At 41.8% G+C, this 21,418-nt stretch carries 17 protein-coding genes and 1 pseudogene; 8 read left to right on the forward strand and 10 right to left on the reverse strand.

All coding sequences use genetic code 11. From position 1 onward, the window contains the following. Position 1: 1 nt before the first annotated feature. Positions 2 to 1,291: a phosphopyruvate hydratase gene (gene eno / locus HEQ19_22670; protein ID WYM01898.1), complete on the reverse strand. Its 1,290-nt coding sequence runs from the start codon at positions 1,289 to 1,291 to the stop codon at positions 2 to 4. A gap of 532 nt (positions 1,292 to 1,823) precedes the next feature. On the opposite strand from eno, the gene HEQ19_22675 reads away from it, so the two are divergent. Then, the gene (locus HEQ19_22675; GenBank protein ID WYM01899.1) at positions 1,824 to 2,558 is read left to right on the forward strand and encodes a hypothetical protein; all 735 of its coding nucleotides are present in this window, start codon (positions 1,824 to 1,826) and stop codon (positions 2,556 to 2,558) included. 5 nt (positions 2,559 to 2,563) lie between these two features. Here HEQ19_22675 and HEQ19_22680 read toward each other — a convergent pair whose 3' ends face one another. From HEQ19_22680 to HEQ19_22695, 4 genes are all read right to left on the reverse strand, one after another. Next, positions 2,564 to 3,715: a quinone-dependent dihydroorotate dehydrogenase gene (locus tag HEQ19_22680; GenBank protein ID WYM01900.1), complete on the reverse strand. Its 1,152-nt coding sequence runs from the start codon at positions 3,713 to 3,715 to the stop codon at positions 2,564 to 2,566. A 609-nt stretch (positions 3,716 to 4,324) separates the two neighbouring features. Then, on the reverse strand, positions 4,325 to 4,738 hold the full coding sequence (locus HEQ19_22685) for a hypothetical protein (GenBank protein WYM01901.1): 414 nt from the start codon (positions 4,736 to 4,738) through the stop codon (positions 4,325 to 4,327). Between the two features lie 13 nt (positions 4,739 to 4,751). After that, positions 4,752 to 5,099 (reverse strand): hypothetical protein, encoded by a 348-nt coding sequence (locus HEQ19_22690; GenBank protein ID WYM01902.1) that lies wholly within the window; start codon positions 5,097 to 5,099, stop codon positions 4,752 to 4,754. A 37-nt stretch (positions 5,100 to 5,136) separates the two neighbouring features. Beyond that, positions 5,137 to 6,006: an AAA family ATPase gene (locus HEQ19_22695; GenBank protein WYM01903.1), complete on the reverse strand. Its 870-nt coding sequence runs from the start codon at positions 6,004 to 6,006 to the stop codon at positions 5,137 to 5,139. A gap of 184 nt (positions 6,007 to 6,190) precedes the next feature. Between HEQ19_22695 and HEQ19_22700 the strand changes: the two genes are divergently transcribed. From HEQ19_22700 to HEQ19_22715, 4 genes are all read left to right on the forward strand, one after another. Beyond that, positions 6,191 to 7,561: an AAA family ATPase gene (locus HEQ19_22700; protein ID WYM01904.1), complete on the forward strand. Its 1,371-nt coding sequence runs from the start codon at positions 6,191 to 6,193 to the stop codon at positions 7,559 to 7,561. A 460-nt stretch (positions 7,562 to 8,021) separates the two neighbouring features. After that, the gene (locus HEQ19_22705) at positions 8,022 to 10,874 is read left to right on the forward strand and encodes a GAF domain-containing protein (GenBank protein WYM01905.1); all 2,853 of its coding nucleotides are present in this window, start codon (positions 8,022 to 8,024) and stop codon (positions 10,872 to 10,874) included. Positions 10,875 to 11,248: 374 nt separating this feature from the next. Continuing rightward, positions 11,249 to 11,419 carry a DUF2256 domain-containing protein gene (locus HEQ19_22710; GenBank protein ID WYM01906.1) on the forward strand — a complete coding sequence of 57 codons (171 nt, stop codon included), beginning with the start codon at positions 11,249 to 11,251 and terminating at the stop codon, positions 11,417 to 11,419. 32 nt (positions 11,420 to 11,451) lie between these two features. Beyond that, positions 11,452 to 12,405 (forward strand): isoaspartyl peptidase/L-asparaginase, encoded by a 954-nt coding sequence (locus tag HEQ19_22715; GenBank protein WYM01907.1) that lies wholly within the window; start codon positions 11,452 to 11,454, stop codon positions 12,403 to 12,405. Here the strand turns inward: HEQ19_22715 and HEQ19_22720 are convergent. The 4 genes from HEQ19_22720 to HEQ19_22735 form a co-directional block, all read right to left on the reverse strand. Continuing rightward, positions 12,396 to 12,818 (reverse strand): DUF29 family protein, encoded by a 423-nt coding sequence (locus tag HEQ19_22720; protein WYM01908.1) that lies wholly within the window; start codon positions 12,816 to 12,818, stop codon positions 12,396 to 12,398. The genes HEQ19_22715 and HEQ19_22720 overlap by 10 nt on opposite strands. Before the next feature lie 261 nt (positions 12,819 to 13,079). Then, on the reverse strand, positions 13,080 to 14,429 hold the full coding sequence (glmU, locus tag HEQ19_22725) for a bifunctional UDP-N-acetylglucosamine diphosphorylase/glucosamine-1-phosphate N-acetyltransferase GlmU (protein ID WYM01909.1): 1,350 nt from the start codon (positions 14,427 to 14,429) through the stop codon (positions 13,080 to 13,082). 136 nt (positions 14,430 to 14,565) lie between these two features. Further along, complete coding sequence (locus HEQ19_22730) at positions 14,566 to 15,807, reverse strand: two-component system response regulator (GenBank protein ID WYM01910.1); 1,242 nt, start codon at positions 15,805 to 15,807, stop codon at positions 14,566 to 14,568. 643 nt (positions 15,808 to 16,450) lie between these two features. Continuing rightward, entirely contained in the window at positions 16,451 to 17,353 is a 903-nt protein-coding gene (locus HEQ19_22735; GenBank protein ID WYM03552.1) for an MnmC family methyltransferase, read from the reverse strand. Between the two features lie 47 nt (positions 17,354 to 17,400). Here HEQ19_22735 and HEQ19_22740 point away from each other — a divergent pair, with 47 nt between their 5' ends. Together HEQ19_22740 and HEQ19_22745 are read left to right on the forward strand one after the other, a co-directional pair. Continuing rightward, positions 17,401 to 18,219 carry a sulfurtransferase gene (locus tag HEQ19_22740; protein ID WYM01911.1) on the forward strand — a complete coding sequence of 273 codons (819 nt, stop codon included), beginning with the start codon at positions 17,401 to 17,403 and terminating at the stop codon, positions 18,217 to 18,219. Between the two features lie 10 nt (positions 18,220 to 18,229). Continuing rightward, complete coding sequence (locus HEQ19_22745; GenBank protein ID WYM01912.2) at positions 18,230 to 18,424, forward strand: hypothetical protein; 195 nt, start codon at positions 18,230 to 18,232, stop codon at positions 18,422 to 18,424. Here the strand turns inward: HEQ19_22745 and HEQ19_22750 are convergent. Further along, a complete protein-coding gene (locus HEQ19_22750) occupies positions 18,410 to 19,753 on the reverse strand; it encodes a hypothetical protein (GenBank protein WYM03553.2) in 1,344 nt (447 codons plus the stop codon). The two genes, HEQ19_22745 and HEQ19_22750, sit on opposite strands and share 15 nt — an antisense overlap. A 1,152-nt stretch (positions 19,754 to 20,905) precedes the next feature. Between HEQ19_22750 and HEQ19_31260 the strand changes: the two are divergent. Beyond that, positions 20,906 to 21,145: pseudogene (locus tag HEQ19_31260) on the forward strand (FecR domain-containing protein). Positions 21,146 to 21,418: the final 273 nt, after the last annotated feature.

A 21,418-nucleotide genomic window follows, 5' to 3' on the forward strand; every position in this document is an offset into this window, starting at 1 on the left:
TCTACTTCGGACCTAAACCCACAGCACCAGCATACAGGGCCCGTGAACCTAGTTCATCCTCAATTCGCAGTAAGCGATTGTATTTAGCTACCCGTTCACTGCGACACAGAGAACCTGTCTTGATTTGACCTGCGCGGGTAGCGACAGCTAAATCGGCGATGGTTGTGTCTTCGGTTTCTCCAGAACGATGACTAATCACTGAGCGGAAACCGTTGCGGGTCGCTAAGTCAATTGTTTCTAAGGTTTCGGTTAAAGAACCAATTTGATTGAGTTTAATCAAAATCGCGTTACCTGCTTTTTGCTCAATGCCTTTTTGCAAGCGTGTAGAGTTAGTAACAAATAAATCATCCCCTACCAACTGTACCCTGGAACCTAGCTTCTCGGTGAGCAATTGCCAGCTTTGCCAATCTTCTTCGTGTAAGCCATCCTCAATTGACACAATCGGGTATTGGTCAACTAATTGCCCTAGGTAATCAATAAACTCCGTAGGGGCGTGAGGCTTACCATCGTAGACGTATTGGCCGTCCTTGTAAAATTCACTAGCCGCTACATCCAAAGCTAAAGCGACTTGTTCCCCTGGCTTGTATCCAGCCTTCTTAATCGCCGCCACTAGCAATTCTAAAGCCACCTGATTCGACTCTAGGTTAGGGGCAAAACCGCCTTCATCGCCGACACCAGTCAGCAAACCCTTTTCATCCAATACCTGGCTGAGAGTGGCAAATACCTCTGCACCCCAACGCAATGCTTCCCGGAAAGAAGTTGCGCCGACAGGGACAATCATAAACTCTTGAAAATCGACATTATTAGCTGCGTGGGCACCGCCATTAATCACGTTCATCAACGGGACCGGCAACAAATTCGCTAAAGGACTACCCAAATAGCGATATAGGGGAATTCCCAGAGACTCAGCACCAGCTTTGGCTGCTGCTAGAGAAACCGCTAAAATTGCATTAGCACCCAAATTGGATTTGTTGGCAGAACCATCCAACGAAATCAGTGTGCGGTCTAGCAATTCCTGATTGAGAGCATCCAGGTCTAATAACTTCGGCGCAATTACTTCATTGACATTTAGCACCGCCTTGAGGACACCTTTACCCCCATAACGGCTTTTATCTCCATCCCGCAGTTCGTGCGCCTCAAAGGAGCCTGTAGAGGCTCCACTGGGAACCTGTGCCAATCCCACAGCACCATTGAGCAAATGCACTTCCGCTTCAACAGTCGGTCTGCCGCGAGAATCGAGAATTTCACGGGCAACAATCGCCTCAATGGCAGTATCTACAATGTTACTCATCTGGTTTTGTCCTTTTTTCCTTTGGCTTTACCCAATCGCTAGCATAGGCGTTTACGGGACTATCTACGCTGACATTAAAGAATATTTCCACTGCTACATAAAATCTGGACAAATCCAGACATTACTTGACGTTTCAACGGGAGCATGGTAGCGGCTATCCCTGCAAAAAATTTTTTCCTCATCCCCCCCAATACTGCGTAGGTTTTGGAATTTCTTGGTTGAGGCAAGCTCTTGGAGCCGGGGTAGAAATGGAGGCTGGCGTTGAGTTTTGCCTCCCCTGCTTCCCCTGCCTCCCCTGCTTCCCCTGCTTCCCCTGCTTCCCCTGCCTCCCCTGCCTCCCCTGCAAATCCTACGCAGTATTGTCATCCCCCCCCAATTGCTGGTGATTTAGAGGTTTTAGGGCTGACAATGCATAATGTGTATGGTTTTTGCCGAGATTTTTGCCACAATTTTGCCAAAGTATACAAAAAAATGTCACAATTTTTGCCAAGATAAATATTATTTAGCAAAAATTCACTTGGCAGCAATCAGCATGAGTGAAAAACCAACAGAAAGTAACGGCAAGGCTTTTCTCGTTATACTTTTGCCACTCTCGTTTTTAATTATTTTCCTAGTTGCCACCTGGAAAATTCTGCTGGCGCTAATTGTGCTATTCATTTGTATCAACCTTTGGCAGTTGTATCAATGGAAACAATGGTGTCAGAAAGTTAATCCGATTTTCCATCAACTGGTTGAGGATAACCAGGGCAGAATTACGCCAATGGATTTGGCAATGAAGGGCAATTTTCCTGGATCGGCCGCAAAACGCTACTTAGATACTAAAGCCAGCGAATTTGGTGCTAGTATTATCAACTCTGAGGATGGTAATCCGGTTTATTACTTTATTAATGCCACTATTCTGGGCGGCATTCTTGATAGTAGTGAGCCGGTTAAAGAACTTCCAAAAGAAGCAGCAGCAGTTAGCTACACTGCTGCAGTTCTGCTGGCACCACCGCCACCAGAACTGCAGCCGGAAGAAGCTGATACCGAATCATTACCACCAGCAACCCATGAAGAAGTAAAAAAACCACTGGCACAACAGTTAGTGTTTGGCTCGCTGATCCAATCGGAACTTGCCAAACGGCTAAATGTTTATTCCAGTACAGTATATAAACGCCGAAACGATCCTGACTTTGCTGAATGGAGTCGCAGTCGCGACCCCGACGGTATTGCTTGGTCATTTTCCAGATCAACTAGGGAGTTTTTCCCCTTGGAGGAAAAAGCTTAAACAATTCAAATTTTTGAATTTTGAATTTTTGCGTCTAAGCCTACAGCCTCAGCAATAGAAGTTAATCCGCTTTGTTCTAACTGCGTCAGCAAATCAGTGAGAATCCGGCCTACCATCAGCGGTCCTTCGTAAATCCAGCCCGTATAAACCTGGATTAAGCTAGCACCAGCGGTGATTTTTTCCCAAGCATCTGCGCCAGAAAAAATGCCGCCAACGCCGATAATGGGCAATTGTCCTTGGGAATGCTTGTAAATAAAACGAATTACTTCGGTGGAGCGATCGCGGACTGGCGCACCACTAATTCCACCCGCTTCTTCCTGGACTGTTTTACCTGTTTGGCTAATCACCTGGGTTTGCAGTCCATCACGGCGAATGGTGGTGTTAGTGGCGATAATCCCCGCCAGTTGGTAAGTTTTGGCCAGTGCAATAATATCGGCGATCGCTTCCCATTCTAAATCAGGGGCTATCTTGACAAATATTGGCTTTTGTGTATTGTTTTCCTGTTGTAATAAATCCAAGATGGCACTGAGCATAGCAGCATCTTGAAGCGATCGCAGCCCTGGGGTATTGGGGGACGACACGTTAACTACAAAATAGTCTCCCAATTCCTTCAATAAACGAAAACTATTGAGATAATCGTGGGCGGCTGTTTCTAAGGGTGTTGCCTTAGATTTTCCCAAATTTATACCTATGGGTATTGAGAAAATTGACTCGTGCTTTGCTTGTTCCAGCCTTGCTGCCATGACTTCAGCTCCGCTATTATTAAAACCCATACGGTTAAGCGCAGCTTTATCTAACGGTAAGCGAAACAAGCGGGGGCGAGGATTTCCCGGCTGTGCTAAAAAAGTCACAGTTCCTAGTTCTGCAAAGCCAAAACCAAAGCTTGACCAAATACCAGCAGCAACTCCATCCTTATCAAACCCGGCGGCTAAACCTACAGGGTTCGGGAAGTTTAGCCCAAACAAAGTTTGTTCTAAACGTTGATCATACAGGCACAAAGACTGCTCTAACAAGCTCTTGACCCATATAGCAGGGGGGCGATCGCTTGTTTTTGAGAGCCAGCTTAAACTGCGAATCGTCTGCTGGTGTAACCACTCAGGATCGGTTTTCAGCAGAGTGAACAACAGGGGACTAATTGCGACTTGATAAATATCCATTTGTTAGTTGTCAGTTGTCAGTCGTTATCGCTGAGACTACGACACCATCATAGTGGTGGGTTAATTACCTACAAACTAGTTTGATGAGAGATATTCCCCATCCAGATTATTCAAAACATTGGATGCGTTTTCTCAACGGCATTCCCAGATTTAACCTAGGAATTATTGGATAAACTCACTGACACATTAGTATAGCAGGCTCAGATCCCCGACAACTTTTACGAAGTCGGGGATCTTGTTTATCATTAAAGCGATGGCGTAATGATTGATTTAAATATCAAGTGTAGAAATCAAACTATCCTATAGCGTTTACCGCCAAGCGTGAGGTACACAGGTAGGGGCACGGCAATGCCGTGCCCCTACATATCGCGATACCAAATATGCACCATAAAAAACACATCTGTCGTAGGGGTTTAGCACTGCTAAACCCTCAATAGCGCGGATCTATTTACCATCAAAGTACCGTTTACCGCCAAGCGTGAGGTACACAGGTAGGGGCACGGCAATGCCGTGCCCCTACATATCGCGATACCAAATATGCACCATAAAAAACACATCTGTCGTAGGGGTTTAGCACTGCTAAACCCTGCATAGCGCGGATCTATTTACTTAGTTCAACAATTTCAAATTTAGTTCAACACGCCCTTTCTGTTGTAGTTCCTCTACAATGTCAGCGGGAATATTAGTTACTAGTTTTACTTCAGCATCAACTGTGATCACAAAAGTCTTATCACCTCTCTCAGTGTACGTCCGAATTTCCATGAGATCATCTTGATGATCTAAGATAAGATGACTTCCAAGAACTTTATCACCTCTGGCTCGCAGATCTCCTTGTATCCGTTTCACATCTTCTTCAATTCGCTCAAAATTCAACAATCCTTCTTGTATACAGACTAAGTTAGAAGGTTCTTTCAATCCCTTTTCAACTGCCTCTGCGCGTTGCTTACAACTGCGTGCAATCATTCTTATTATGGTATTTAATAGCTTAACAAACTTGTCTTGATGACTTTCTTGCTTATCCATAACTGATTATCTCCTAAGTTGGATTTTGCATAAGTTTCAATTTCGTTTTTTGCTCAAGTTGAGAATTATATTCATCAGGAAGTTCTGAGCTAGAAATCTCTTCTCGTCTGTAACGAAGTTCTGTAATACCGGTGTAAACATTTCTAACATAAACCTCTATCTGCTTATAAACACGACCTCCCTCTTTGACAAGATAAACAACAGCATCTGAAGTTACTTCAATTGCTGTGTTGATGCCATCAAGGATATAGACTAGCATTTGACTAGCCCATTCCTTTATTTCATCCCAAAAAACACCAGCAGCAGCAGTAAAACCTGCAATAGAAGCCACAGCTATCCAGGCAATTATTGGAAATGGCATAAAAAGATTCCTCCAAAATGGTTTAATTTTTCTCAGATCAATTCACAATAGTTTCGACTAATACTGGGTTTCTATTGTGCCTTAGTTTTACTTCTGTGTACTTTTCAATTTCTTCTTTTACTAAAGCCTCGTCAATGCTTTTTACCTTTCCAGTTAGCAATTTCAAGCCTAACTTAATAGTGATATTTTTGATATCACCACCACAAAGACCTTCACTAATATCTGCTAAAAGCTCATAACTTACTTCTTTGGGGACATTTTTAGATAGATGAAATCTCCATAGTTGTTCTCTCATTGCTAAATCTGGAGCTAAAAACTCTATATTGAAAAGAATCCTTCTCAAAAAAGCCTCATCATAATTATCAAAAAGATTTGTGGCAAACACAATAATCCCGTTGAATTTATCTAAGAGTGTGAGCAAGGTACTTTTTGCTGAATTCACACCATGATCGGCTGCTTGTGATAGATTGGAGATTCTTCTACTGAGGACAGCATCAGCTTCATCAAAGAATAGTAAGCTTTTTGTTTCTTCTGCTGTTTTGAAAATTGATGCTAAGTTATCAGATGTTCCTCCTACGAAAGAAGATTCAAGCTCACCATAGTTAGCTCTAATAATTGACATTCCAAGTTTATGAGCAATTGCTTCAGCTGTTATACTTTTACCTGTACCTGGTATGCCAAAAAAGTTAATGCTCAAAGCACTTCCGGTTTTCAGAAAACGATTAAATTGCCAATCAGTCAAAAGTTTATCTCTGTTTTGTATGTAAGCAACCATCTGGTCAATTTGGTCAAGCGTGCTTTTGGATAGTGCTACTTCTTCCAGAGTCCACTTAGGTTGCTCTACTAAAGTCTGTGCTTTTTCTTGCTTGTTCGATTTATCTCTCTCTTTGACGATTTCAAACTGCATATAAATACTCATTAATCTGTGCTAATTACTACTTTAAGTGAAGTCAGTACCGTAGACAATCTGATATAAACGGATTTAAACTGGAGTTTTATTACAATATGTTAAGAAAAAAATCGGAAAAGATCGGAAAAAATTAAATTATGTTCCGCTATAATGCTTACAAGCATTACCGTACATGGCTTTTATGAATGTAAACGAAGTTGTAAAATTTATTGATAAGATAGTTTTTGATAAAACTGGAAACCATCTAGATGACGTTCAAACTGCTGTAATTGGGGGCACATGGGAAAGAAAAACCTATGATGATATTGCACAAGAATGTAATGTTACTAAAAATCATGTAGGAGATGTAGGTGCTGGATTATGGCAACTTTTATCTCAAATATTAGAGGAAGATATAAAAAAAACTAATTTTCGTTCTACAGTTGAAAGATTGCAGATAGCATCATTACCAATTATTGTTCAAAACAACAATCAAGAAAATAATAATCATACTTTTAATTTTAGTTCATCAACTCCTTATAAAGATAAAAAAAATACCCAAGAAAATAATAAACATAAATCTAAATCTAAATCAATTCATTACGATTTAACTTTAGCACCTAAAATAATTAACTTTTATAATAGAGAATGTGAACTGCAAAATATTTATAATTGGATATTCAATCAAAGTACTTCTTTAATATCGGTTTTAGGATTATCTGGAATTGGTAAAACTAGTCTGGTTAAAAGATTTATTGATTTACACTTAGATCAATTTGAAGTAATCATCTGGAGAAGTTTAAAGTATCCTAAAACGCTAAATTTACTTATTGATGATTTATTGAATGTTTGTCAACAAGAAGCTAAAGCAACTCTAGGTGATAAATTAAAACAATTCTATAATATTCTCACCAAGAATAAATGCTTAATCATTCTTGATGATCTTCATCATATATTTGTCAGCGGTCAATTCGCTGGAAAATATCAAAGTGAATATCAAGATTATCAAAACTTTTTTACAATGATTGCAAAAATTGAACATCAAAGTAGTGTCATTCTCATCAGTCAAGAACAATGTGCAGAAATGGAATCTTTAGATGAGAATCTATATCCGATGAAATTTTTAGAGTTATCAGGTTTATATGATGACCAAATTTTAAAAAATACAGGATTAGAGGATGAGGATAGCTGGTTAAAATTAATTGATTTATATGAGGGAAATTTTCGTTACTTAAAAAGTATTACTAGTTCAATTAAAAGGATTTTTGATAGTAAAGTTGCTAATTTTTTAGCAGAGAATGAATTAGTTATTACTAAGGATATGCAATGTTTACTTGGTCAAGCATTTAACCATATATCACCTATAGAACAGCAGATTATTTTAGAATTGAGTAAATTTTCTCAAGCTGTATCCAGAGAAGATTTAAAAGCAACTTTAGAGTTATCTTCCAGCGATTTTATAAATGGGTTAGAATCTCTACAACAAAGGTATTTAATTCAAAAAACAAAAGCGGACAAAATTTTGTTTAAATTATCTCCAGTTTTTAGGCAATATGTAAGAAGTATTTGTTAATATTATTTTTTTTATTTGCCTCGTTAAAAAATCAGCTTTAAACACTTGCTGGGCTATCATAACAGCCATATAGCATTTCCTAATCACATAAGGTACATCAGAGCAAGCTCCCCGTAAGCGAGGAGGGGGTTGGGGGTGGGGTTCCTGTACCTCACTTGATAGAGAAACGCTATACCACAAAGTGGAACCCGCAGGGTACTTTAGTTCAGCGCGGGTTTTTGGGCAAAAGCTACTACTCTGTCAAGATAAAAATGATGGACTGTAGTGCGGGCATCTTGCCCGCGTGAGCGAGACGCTCACACTACCAAAAATCCCTCAAAACAAAATTGACAGACTACTACGCGGTATTGCATCCACAAGGGGATGGAGTTTTTGATTTATTTTCTATTGAATATGGTTATTACTCACGGTGTTTTTTGGGCATCCTAAATATTAAACGCTATGTTCACCAATAAATCAGATGGGGCAGCCACAAAAACCTATAGCCGCCGAACAACAGATCCTTTCCTTGGGGCGGGTCCTCCAGAAGCTCAGGGAAGCCGATAGTGTTGACGTTCTGATTGAAACTACTATTGCCTATCTCCAAGAGGAGTTTGACTACAAACTGATTTGGATTGCGCTTTACGATCGCGTCAATCATATATTGTCTGGCAAAGGCGGCATAATCCCCGCAAGTGACACCAATTTTTTACAACAGCGGGTGGTTCTCAGTCCTGGGGATTTATTCGAGCAGGTGGTGATTGAGCAGCGTCCCTTAGGTATACCCGATTTACAAGTCGAACACCGAGTTGAGGGATGGCAAGAATTAGCTATCAAATTCCAAATCCAAGGGACAATCATTTTACCAATTCGCTATAAACAGTACTGTTTGGGTCTGGTATTACTCGGTTCGCAGCACTGGGGCTACTTACTGGCTGGAGAAGCCAGAGCCAGGCTGTTGATAGTTCTAGGCGAGTTGGGAGCAGCACTTTATCAACATCAGTTGGATTTACAGCGCCAGCAAACTAAACGCTATGATGAGCCGTTGTTAAAATTGCTGGAAAATTTAAACACCCTCAATAACCTAGATCACAGGCTAAAAGCAGTAGTAGTAGCGACCCATCAATTTGTCTGTCCCACGGATACGAAGATTTACTGGTTTGAACCCCAAGGGCGGTCTTTTCGATGTCGGGTCAGCAATCAACTGGGTAACATTGGTCTCAATTCTACACGTCAGCAACCAGCCTTGGGCATAACGGTGCAAGAATTGAGCGATTTTTATTATGCTTTGGCTGTTAATCAAATTGTTTGGATTGGCGAGTCACGCAGTTCTCTGAAAAGCGATTTTACTGTCAAATTGCTCGAACGTCTGCAAGTGCGATCGCTGTTAGCAGCTCCAATTATGTGGCAAAAAGATTTGCTAGGTTTTCTGGCGATTGAAAGCAATCAACCGCGAATTTGGATGGAGACAGACAAAAATTTTGTCCAAGCTGCTGCAGGGTTAATTTCTCTAGTGGCTCCCACCGACAGCATCGAAAGCACTATCAAGGAAATTCAACAGAACGCCCAGTTAACTAGCCAAGTTGCCCAAGCTATATATAGTGATGATGACCTCCAGGAAACATTAAAAACCTCTGCCAAACAAGTTTTGGAGCGACTAGCAGCTAACCGCTTTTTACTTTTACAGTATAACCCTCAGCAAAATAATTATCAATTTCTTGATCAAAGTCAGACTCAAAATTATCAACCGTTGACATTTGCCCTCAATGCTCTTAAAGAAGTGGATTCGCAGCTTTTACAGCGTGCAAGTACAGCAGTGGGGATTGAGAATTTAGATGAGGATTTGCGGTTTTTTAACTGGCGTCCTTCTTTGGTGAAAAATGGCGTGAAATCGTTCTTAGTTTGCAACTGCACTCAAGGCCATAAACCAACAGCCCTATTGGTCGTCACTCACCAAAGTCAGCGTTCTTGGACAACTCTGGAAAAGGAACTACTCTGGGCTGTTAGTCAACAGATTGGTGTTATTATCCACCAGTGGGAACTGCAAGCTAGTAACGAGCAGCAAGAAAAAATTTTACGTGGTTCTCAGCAATACTTACGCATTCTGGCACAAGGACAGAAGCATCAACCCGAAGCCGGCGAAATGTATCTGGAACGCACAGCCATCAAACAAATAGCATCTATTTTGGGCTGTCCCGTGGCGCTACTGTTAACCTGGTCTCCCGGTCAACAACGGGCAGAAATTATCCCTGGGGTGATTACCAATAGTCTATTTGGAGTTGCTATAGATGCATCCCTTTCCATTCAGAGTGAAGCCCTGATTCAGTGGGCACTAGCTACAGATGGTCATCTAGTCCTGAAGGTCGATGATTTGCCCCCAGGAACCAGGAAATGGTTGTATGGTACAGGAATTGGTCAAATTTTTGTAATGGCATTACGTACTTACACTGATGAGCAACCCACAGGTGTGGTAGTATTGGCAGATAATCGAGAGCAATCTTGGTCGCAACAAAGTCTGAGTGCGATCGCCACTCTGATTTATCAATTAGCTTGGTCGGGGCGTCAGCAAAAAATTACCCAAATTATCGAGTCCACAACCCAGGAATTACGACAACTCAATTGGTACAAACATCGTCGTTTAGAAGATATCCAAAGAACGACGACGCTGTTGATTGGTCAAATACACGATTTGGGTATTCCGACTAACGAACTAACCAAGACTCGTTATGATCTGCTGTTACGACAGTTAGACAAAACAAATAATTCCATGACTGGACTGCTGAAACTTGAGCAGTGGGAGTTAGATATCAATTGGGAAACTATCCCTATAGCCACTCTGCTCAAGCGATCGCTAGAACGAGTGGAAACTTTACTTAAACAACAAAAGTTGTGGATCGGTGTGCATGGTTTGGGACAGGGGATAGTCGATCAGCAAGCACCAAAAAGCTCTTCAGACCTCAATGGGGTGCAAACCTCAATGGTTATCGTCGGCGATATTGCCAAAATTGAATTGGTTCTCCATGAATTGTTGCTGGCGGCCTGTCAGCGTTCTCATAGTGGCGGCAGAATTGATATCTGGTGTCGTCGTTTAGATGAGCGCACCTTAGATCTATCGATTACAGATAATGGCGCCATTGAACCACAGCTACTCAAAGAGTTAAATCAACATACACCCAAGGATGTCCTTGCGCCCTCTATCCTCGACCAACCACCAGGTTTGCATCTGCAGATCTGCCAAAACCTCATGCAGCAATTGAGAGGCGAATTGCATTTCTATCAACTACCAGATAATCGGGTAGTTAGTCGTTTGCTATTGTTGTTAGCCAGTAATTAGTTCTGACTGGTATGCCTCAGCAATCATCCGTATGTTACTGAGTTCTAGTAATTACTTTAAGAATGAATTTCACTTGTGAGGGGTATAACCCTTACAATGGCAAGTTTTATGCTGTTAATTGCTACATTTCGTAATTTTTACTCTTTTTCCCAGAATATATGGCAAAAATCCTTCTAAATATAGATGATATAGACTTTCGATGGGTTTGCTAGTAGCCAATATAGCCGTATTTATAGGGAATTAGCTAAGAAATACCTCTATGGGGGGATTCACCCCACATTTCTTCGCTTAAGGTGTCCTCCCCTTGTAGCAAATTGGTTATAATTATCTTTCATCGCCTCAAAAATATTGATTAAAATCAGCACGGTATTTATATGGGGCGTACACGTTCTAAATCTGACCTACCGGAAAAAATCTGTCCGGTGTGTCAACTTCCCTTCACTTGGCGCAAGAAATGGCAAGATTGCTGGGACGAAGTGAAATACTGCTCAGAGCGTTGTCGTCGTCGGCGTTCTGAAGCGAAAAATCAAGCGAATGATAAGTAACACTACACACACGCAAATAGCGCAAAGGTTATATGAATTTACACGTGCAACCAAAATTAATTATTCATGGCGGTGCTGGTAGTTCTCTCCAAGGTAAGGGAGGATTGGAGGCGGTGCGGCGATCGCTCCATACAATCATAGAGTCGGTCTATTCTCTGTTAGCCTCTGGTGCAAATGCTTCTGAGGCGGTAGTCTTAGGTTGCCAAATGCTGGAAGATGAACCCCGCTTCAATGCTGGGACTGGTTCGGTATTACAATCTGATGGTCAAATCCGCATGAGTGCTTCTCTGATGGATGGCGCATTAGGGCGCTTTAGTGGTGTAATTAATATCTCACGGGTGAAAAATCCCATTGAGTTGGCGCAATTTTTACAAAACTCGCCAGATCGGGTACTCTCAGATTACGGTTCGGCTGAACTGGCACGAGAATTACAAGTTCCCAGCTACAATGGTTTAACTGAGTTGCGTTTGCAAGAATGGATTCAGGAGCGTCAAGGGAACTTTAAAAGTACGATGGCTGGGGTCGTAGCAGAACCTGAACTCGTGGAAAGTAGCAGTGCCCGACGTGGTACTATAGGTGTAGTAGCTTTAGATACCTATGGTAATCTGTCTGCAGGCACTTCTACAGGCGGCAAAGGCTTTGAGCGCATTGGTCGTGTAAGTGATTCTGCGATGCCTGCTGGTAATTATGCTACAAAATATGCCGCCGTAAGTTGTACTGGTATTGGCGAAGATATTATTGATGAGTGCTTGGCTGCGAAGATTGTAGTACGTGTGACAGATGGTTTATCCCTTCAGGATGCTGTCCAGCGATCATTTGTAGAAGCCCACGCCAACAAGCGAGATTTTGGCGCGATCGCCTTGGATGCAAATGGTGCAATCGCATGGGGTAAAACCAGCGAAGTCTTACTTGCAGCCTACCACAACGGCGTCACGATTGGCGATACATTGGAATGGACTGACAACGAATTGATGGGCTATTGCTGAATCAATTGCAGCGCTTGAGCTAAAATTTCCGTCTCGTCCACCATTGCGGCTAATTCTTCCGTTTCATAACGCCCCTCAAAAGCTTCTAGCGCCGCTCTTTTGAGGGCTACTTGATATGCTTGTTGCAGAATTTCCATTAGTTCTGCTGGCGTCAAGTAGAAACCACCAGATTTGCGGCGCTTGTTAATTTTGTTGATTTCCCGGACTGCATTTTCTATGGAAATCTCCCAAGAGCGAGTCAAACGGTTTTCGGCTTTTTGTTTAATTAAGTGGATGAGCAGAATGACGCCATAGCTATCAATTTTATTGATTTTGTCACTCAGGCTCATTTCTTCTAACTCATCGACTAGCAGCAATGCTTCGGGAATTTTGCCTTGTTCTAGAAGTTGTCTAAGTTCTAGCAGTTCTTCCATGTGGAAATTTGGGCTTTATGACTAATATCAGGTTCGTCTAATTAGTTACGATAAAAACTTGGGAGACTTCTTTGCGCCTTTGCGCCTTTGCGTGAGCTTTTATAATAACTGTTTACGCGAACATGATATAATTTAGCCGGCTTGATTGCAATACACTCAGAACCCCACCTCCAAAACCCTCCCCGCAAGCGAGGAGGGGGATATGATGCAATAAGCTTGATGTTACGGGTAATACAGCTTTGACTCTTTGGGGTTTGGGAATTAACTCTGCTTGCGCCAACCAGGTTTGACTACCTGACGCGCACGCGCAATTACCAGAGAATCATCTGGGACATCTTCTGTCACCGTGGAACCTGCAGCCACGTAGACATCATCACCTAGGGTAACTGGTGCAACTAACACGCTATTAGAACCAGTTTTAGTGCGATCGCCTATTTTTGTCCGATGTTTTTTCACACCGTCATAGTTAGCAGTAATTGTACCTGCACCGATATTCACCTGTGTGCCGGCTGTGGTATCGCCTAAATATGACAAATGTGCAACGTTAGTACGATCACCTAATTGTGTATTTTTTAATTCGACAAAATTACCGATGCGGCAACCCGCACCTACTTGGGCATGACCACGTAAATGGGCATAGGGACCAATCTGGCTTCCCGCTTGTACTGTACTATCTGTCACAACTGAATATTGAACCCTGACGTTTTCGCCCAATTGGCTATTTTCAATTAAACTCCCAGGACCGATGCGGCTCCCTGTCTGAATTACGGTATTGCCGCGTAGGTGGGTTTGGGGTTCAATAATTACATCTGGCTGTAATTCTACGGTGTCATCAATGGTAATACTGCCAGGGTCGATGAGGGTGACACCAGCAAGCATCCATTTTCTCTTGACGCGCTGTTGCAAAATCTCGTATGCTGTTGCCAGTTGTAGGCGATCGTTAATGCCGAGAATTTCCTGGTAGTCTTCCACATCCACTGCCATCACTTTTCCTACTTGGGTGACGGCATCGGTGAGGTAGTATTCTTTTTGGGCATTATTGGCTTGTAGGTGGGGCAGCACTTCTGCTAAATTCGGCCAACGGAAGCAATAGATTCCGGCGTTAATCCGGTTATTTTGTCTTTGAACAGCAGTACAATCTTTGTGTTCCACCATTTGTTGGACAATATTTTCACCATTACAAAAAACCCGCCCGTAACCTTGAGGTTCGGGCAAGTGGGCTGTGAGGATAGTAGCGTCATTTTGATTTTGTTGGTGAGTTTCCCACAGATGTTTGAGAGTTTCGGTGCGTAACAAAGGCACATCGCCGTTTAATATCAGCAAATCTCCGGTATAACCTTGAAGGTGGGGAAGTAATTGCTGGATCGCATGACCTGTTCCTAGTTGCACAGTCTGTTCCACAAACTCCAAACTGGGCATTGATTGTAAGGCTGTTTTCACGAACTGTGCTTGATACCCCACAATCACTAACCGCCGTGAAGGCGAAAGCGGTTCTACGCTGTCGATAACTCTTTCGACTACCGATCGCCCACCCAAAGAATGTAACACTTTGGGTAGCTGTGATTTCATCCGTGTGCCCCGTCCCGCCGCTAGAATTGCTACAACTACCATAATTAGCTATCAGTAAATTGCGCTGTTGCGCTTGGTCTTATGAGATTTAGGCTCAAATAATACCAGCTAATCATTGTAGACCGAAATGTTAATTGCTTACAAAAATTCCAGCAAAAAGTCCACAAGAATGTGTTTGTTAGCACGGCGTGATTCCATCTTGGTGACGGCGAATAAACGCTGCAAACTGCTGCATGAGTTTGGGATTACGCCAACCCGAATCCGTTTCTTCCACCATCACCGCAAGTGCTTCTGCGGGGCTAAAAGCCCTTTTGTACGGTCGTTCGCTGGTTAAAGCATCATAAATATCAATGATTTGAAATACCTGTGCTAGATAGGGAATATCATTCTCTTTGAGTCCATCGGGGTAGCCTGAACCATCCCAGCGCTCATGATGATGGCGAATAATGGGAATTACACCCTGCATACTACGTAGTGGCTGGCAGATTTTTTCGCCAATCGAAACGTGCTGTCTCATGATCTCCCATTCTTCGGGGGTGAGTTTGCCTTTTTTCAGTAGGACTGCATCGGGAATGCCTACTTTGCCAATATCGTGGAGATAACCACCCCACATCAAGTCGCGGATTTGGTTGCGTGAGAGATTCAGGTATTCACCAAAGGCTTGTCCTAATTTTACCAGTCGTTCGCAATGGTCTCCAGTATTGGGGTCGCGACTTTCTATCGCCCTAGCCACAGAAAACAGCACTTTTTCTGCATGGTCTAGATCTTCGTTTAAACGCTTCTGGCGCACTAAGGACTTAACACGCGCCGCTAGTTCCACACGGTCAAAGGGTTTGGTGAGAAAATCATCCGCCCCTACTTCTATCCCTCGGATACGCGATCGCCTATCATTTAAGGCTGTAATAAAAATTACGGGTATTAGCCTAGTTTGTTCATTTTGCTTCAGCAACTGACACACTTCAAACCCATCCATACCTGGCATCATTACATCCAGTAAAATCAAATCTGGTTGTTTTTGTGTCACCAGTTCCACAGCAATAGAACCACTATCTGCTTCAATAACTTCGTATCCTTCCATCGCCAAGAGAGCTACAGATGTCATGCGACTTGCTGCATGGTCGTCAACCACTAAAATTTTCGCCAGATCTGAATCAGAACCATTCACTTTAGAACCTTGAGGTTGTAGCGTTCTAGAGGCCAATGAATCATAATTAGAATTCACACTGTTACGTTTCATCCAAGAAGGCAATGCTGGGGTCTGTTCAAGCATAAACTCTCCTTTAGATAAACCCAATGAATAAACTTCTACACTTTGCGATTCCACGGCATTTGAATCATTACTCTTCATTTTGCTTGAGGGGTTAGACCCACTAACAATTTTTATGCTAGAGCCTGTATCCTTGAATTTCCATTGAATCACAAAGCTACTCCATTTTTTTAGTTAAGACTGTCATTTTTGTCAATAAATTTTATTATTTGACTGGATTCTAGACCGCCTTTACTCGAAATTGTCAGCAATACATAGTCATCGCCATCCTCAATGAGATGTGATAAAACCTGTTGATTGTTGGCTTTACCCTCCCTCCAACAGTCAGTTCACAAATCGAATAGGAGTCCTATATCATTCTGAATTTCTGAGTCATGCCATCATGTTTTTTAAATGTGTGCTGAGAATCTCAGGAATCTTGGCGCAAATTTTCTTTAGCTCTGTTTACAGTATGGTCAATTCCTACAAATGTTAAATCAGGTTTTTTACTGAGATTCATTAACACGGTATCCCCTGAAAATCATCTACTTGATAAATTTATATTTTTATCTCAAACTATGGGTCAATCAAGTTTAAAGTTTTGATTCCAGTTTAGAAGTATACGTATTTTTGCTATATCTTTGTGGTTAAGCATTTAACTAGTCTTTAATATTATTTTATGTAGTTTTAAAGACTAAATATCCGTGTGTGCTGAGAAACAAAAAAACCAATTATCGGCATTGCTTAAAAGCGCTGATAAATGGGGTAAGTATTTGTCATTTGTCAATTGGAATTAGTATTCCCTATTCCCTATTCCCTATTCCAATAGCCATCGTTTTCGCCAACGGGAGGTAGGCTCAAGTTCACAAACTTGTTGTTCTTGTTGGCGCCGCATGAATATGACATCGGGAGAAGCATTCAATTCAGGATCGCGGTAGGGAATAGCAGCACGAGTTAACAAATGCTCTTTTTCTTCCTGGGAAAGCGGGTATAAATAACACAAGAGAGATTGTAACTCCCCTTCTGCGCCTCGTTGGCTATGGACAGCTACTGTACCAGGTGTTCGCCTTCCAACTGGTGGGGTAGAACCTATCTCTAACCCAGATGTCAACAGTGCTGTACGTACAGCAGCCGCGCAGGAATAAGTAGCTAGTAAACCATCATCGTGTAAACACTGTGATAAAAGTTGAATAAACTCAACAGTCCATAAGTGAGGACACTGAGGAGGTGAAAATGGATCAAGAAAAATTGCATCGGCGAGGAAACCGGACTGATGTACTAATCGAATCATCTTCCTCGCATCACCAATGTGTAGCTTTGCGTTTAGACACTCTGTTTGTACTTCATACTCAAAAGCTAGTTGGGACAAAATTTCCGTATATTGATAGTCCCAATTGTCGAATAATTGATGAGCGATCGCCGCTTTTGGCACAGACGGATTTAGTTCTAACCCAATTACTTCCACCCGACAATTGGGATTCACTGACCAAATTGTTTGCAAAGCAGCCGCTGTGTTGTATCCTAGACCATAACAAACATCCAATAGCCGCAAAACTGGTTTGTGGGCACGCGCAGCTAATTGAGTTGGAACGACAAACTTGAGAAAACTCTCCTGCTTCGCTCCATAATGGCTGTGAAATGCTTCGCCAAATTCTGGTGATGTGAAGGTGAAGGAACCGTCTGCTGTAGATTGTGGTACAAATTGCTCAAAATCCGACATTATATCAAAAAACTGATAAATAATTAATGACAACCGACAATTGACCAATGACCAATCCTCAATTTATTGTTTCGCCAACCTGGCTATTTGAACATCTTGAAGATCCGCAAGTTGTAATCATAGATTGTCGCTTTTCTCTAGCCGATCCAAAATTAGGACAGCAGCAGTACCAAGCCAGTCATATAGAGAGATCGTACTACCTAGATTTAAATCAGGATCTGTCCAGTCCTGTGAGAGAACATGGCGGAAGACATCCTTTGCCAGATCCTCATGATTTAGCCCAAAAATTAGCACAGATCGGAGTAAATTTCCAAAAAACTTTAGTTGTCGCTTACGATGATTCCCGCTTTGCGTTTGCATCTCGTTTGTGGTGGTTATTGCGCTATCTTGGACATGAACAAGTAGCGGTATTAGACGGAGGGTTTGCGGGATGGCAAAAAGCTGGTTATCCTGTCACAGATGTCACTCCTGAACCTCAAAAGGCTAGCTTTGTCCCCAAGATACAACCAGAAAGGGTAGTAGACATAGCATCTGTAAAAAATCGCAAAGATTTACCCGATGTAGTCTTAGTAGATTCAAGAGAGAGCGATCGCTACCGAGGTGAACGAGAGCCAATTGATAAAATTGCCGGTCATATTCCTGGTGCTGTTAACTATCCTTGGCTTGAAGTCACAGATTCTTCCGGCTATTTACTTCCCCAAATCGAACAACGTCACCGCTGGGAAAATATCGAAAAAGCAGAGGAAATCTTAGTTTATTGTGGTTCTGGCGTTACCGCTTGCGTGAATTTACTTTCTTTGGAACTAGCTGGTATTCACAAAGGTAAACTTTATGCTGGTAGCTGGAGCGATTGGATTAGTTATTAGTTATTAGTCATTGGTCATTGGTCATTGGTCATTGGTCATTACTCATTACTCATTACTCATTACTCATTACTCATTACTCATTACTCATTACTCATTACTCATTACTCATTACTCATTACTCATTACTCTTTGTCATTGGTTATTGGTATCCTCCTTTTATAGTCTCCCCTTCGTTGGTTGTTGCGTAATTTTAAAACTGACCTAAATCAAAATTATAATTGAGACTAAAGAACCAAGCATCAAAACCAATATCTGGAGCAGTAGAACTACCAAAGCTCAAACCAGCCTGCAAATTCATATTGCTGGAGTCGTTGATTCGGTAAGTTAAATTACCAAATAAGCGATGAAATTCGTCTCGTCGTGATTCAGACTGACCCTGTGTAAAGTTTGACAAATTAAATTGGTAGTTCAGACCAACTTGAAGTGGTTTCTGCAAATAGTAGTTTAAAGAAACCCACAGAGAATTAATTATCCGATTACGACTGTCCGGTTCAGCAATATTCAGACTCAATTCATAGAAGCTATCTAGTGTCAACTTTGAACTCAGGGGATCTCGTCGTCCCAAAGACAGACGCAGGGAAGTTTCGTTTAAGAAGCGATCGCCTGCTGCAAAATAATTACTATTTTTGGTGTAAAACAATTGTTGATTACTCCAAGCTATCTGCCCATACATTCGGGACGATAGCTGCTGATAGAGACCCAGGTTGAATCTTATTTGATTGTAATCGTATTGCGATTGACTTGTGTAATGAATAAAATTACCATCAATTGAAGCATTCAAAAAAGTTTTACGTCCTAAAGGTAAATATGCAGAGGCTAGTGTTAATCCAGAAAAAATCAAGCCATCCTCTTTTGGATTAACTTTTGCAGAGAAAATATTACTGGTATTAAAATAGCCTACACGAGCCTGCAGGTAGCCTACAGGTTTAAACTCAGTCACAGGTTTTTCCAATGGTGGTGGAGGCTGTTGTTCTAAAGGTTTTTGTGACAATGAGCGTGGTTTGACCAGCAATCCAAGTTCGAGATTCCTATGAGATTCAGGAAGTGGCTGTTTTCCCTCTTGTAGTCTCCACCTCAGCCTCTCTAGTCTTTGGGAGTAATCTATTTGAGAACCGGGTATCAGTTGCTCTATTGGAAACCGAGAAGGTGTGGGTAAAATATTGGGTTGCGTTTCTAATTGTGGTGATTCATTTCCCTCCTGGTTTCTGCTTACACTTTCAGTGACTGTGGGTGCGGTTACATCAGTTTTTGGTGTTGACGGATCTTGATTAGGTTCGGGATTAGATGATGTTATGGTTATGGGATTTGGGGATATCTGTGGGTATGGCTGATGACCTACTTCTGTCGTTGCTAAATATTTAATTTTTGATGTTGAATTATCTTTAATATCTGATGTTTGTGAATTTGCAGCCGATGCTCTATCTACTGTGATGCTAAACAAGTTTGCACCGTTAGGAGCTAATAAAACTGCAAACAATAAAATTTTCCAGCCCTGGGGTTGCATCTTTAAGATGGGGTTGATAGCTTTTGGCAAACTGTAGATACACGAATTTTTGCGGATATTGCACCTAGTAATGTCAAATTTCCGCTCAACTCACCCCTGAATTTGCTACTCATTTCGAGAGCAGGAAGTTTATGGCGTTAATCACAATCATGCACTATTCTCAATCACCCTAGGGCACTGACCACCCTACAAAAATTGCAATTACAGCCATTTTCAGGTAAATAGACCACAGGGTAGGGGCGCAAGGCCTTGCGCCCCTACGAACATCTATGGTTCAAATGAATGAAAATTGCTGTAAGCAACTGGTGCAAGATGTGATGTTATATTTGACACTCTCATGTCTAAAGACACTGAGATTCTACAGACAGAGTAAAACTCTCGCTACGACCGTCAAACGCCGTCTACCTAGTCACTCTAAGTCAAGCTTAGGTTTCTAGCTACTTTTATTTTTTCCAATGCTTTGGTGAATCCATCACTAAGCCAAGACGCGGTACGCTCCGCAACAAGCCTTTATTTGCTCTTTCCTGTCATACTGCGCCAGGACTTAAACCTAACCGTTGTTTCATAGGAGCCGGGATTTCTCCGATACTAGGATGCTTCAACACGTAGATGTTTTTTGTTCTTACTCACGCTCTAATTTTAACACAAATACCACTGCGACTGAAGTCGCTCGTGCCGCTGACCACGAGCGGTCTGAAGACGCGGAGTTTCCCGCATCCCGCGTATTCCTATGATCATGTTTATACTGTATTTTTATACAAAAAATTATACATATAAAATTTTAATATTGACGGAAGAAAATGTGATAAATTATTCTATATAGCCAAGATAAAATTACATAACTTAATTTCTGGATAGATGGTTTGTATCAAAAAAATTACTTAGCTTACTAGTATAAAAAATATTTTGTAAAAAAATAACATTAACTATACTTGCATATTAGGGTCTATTTTCAAGTGGTTTGCTATCAATTAAATTTGGTTGGCGAGTTTCCAAACTATGTTTAATAAATTCTTCCCACTTTTAGTAATTGGTTCATGGGGAATCATAGTATTACCTTGTGCAAATCCGGTAAGTGCGAACACGCCGCTGACGCGAGCTGAGATTCAGGACTTGCGTAACTTGGTACAACTGATACCCCGAAATACCTCGCAAAAGCGCCCAGCAAAGAAATCAGATGCCATGATTCCTGGCGATGGCTTAAATACTGGTCGCGCATCCCTTGCAGACTTACGTTTCAATGATGGCTCTTTGGCACGGGTTGGCGAACAGGCACTATTTCAATTTTTGCCCAAGACTCGAAACTTTAAATTATCAAATGGGACTGTGCTACTGCTAATTCCACCAGGAAGAGGGCAAACACGTATACAAACACCGAATGCAGCAGCGGCAATTCGTGGTTCAGCCTTATTTGTGCGCTACGACGAAAAAACAGATACCACGGTTATAGGTGCCCTGACAGATAGTGGTATTGAAGTTTCTAACAAGAAAGGTTCTCAAACTCAGGTGCTAGCAGCAGGCCAGCTGATGGTGATAGTGAAGGATAAATTTCAGGGCTTATACGATTTTGATCTGAGAACTTTTTATGAAACAAGCGATCTAGTTCAGGGACTTGATTTGACCAGGCAAAATCTTACGCCTATGCCAGATCCGGCGATCGCCAGCGTTCAAGCTGAAACCGCAGCATCTGTCGCG

The organism is Gloeotrichia echinulata CP02 (assembly GCA_038087035.1).
Taxonomy (GTDB): Bacteria; Cyanobacteriota; Cyanobacteriia; order Cyanobacteriales; family Nostocaceae; genus Gloeotrichia; species Gloeotrichia echinulata.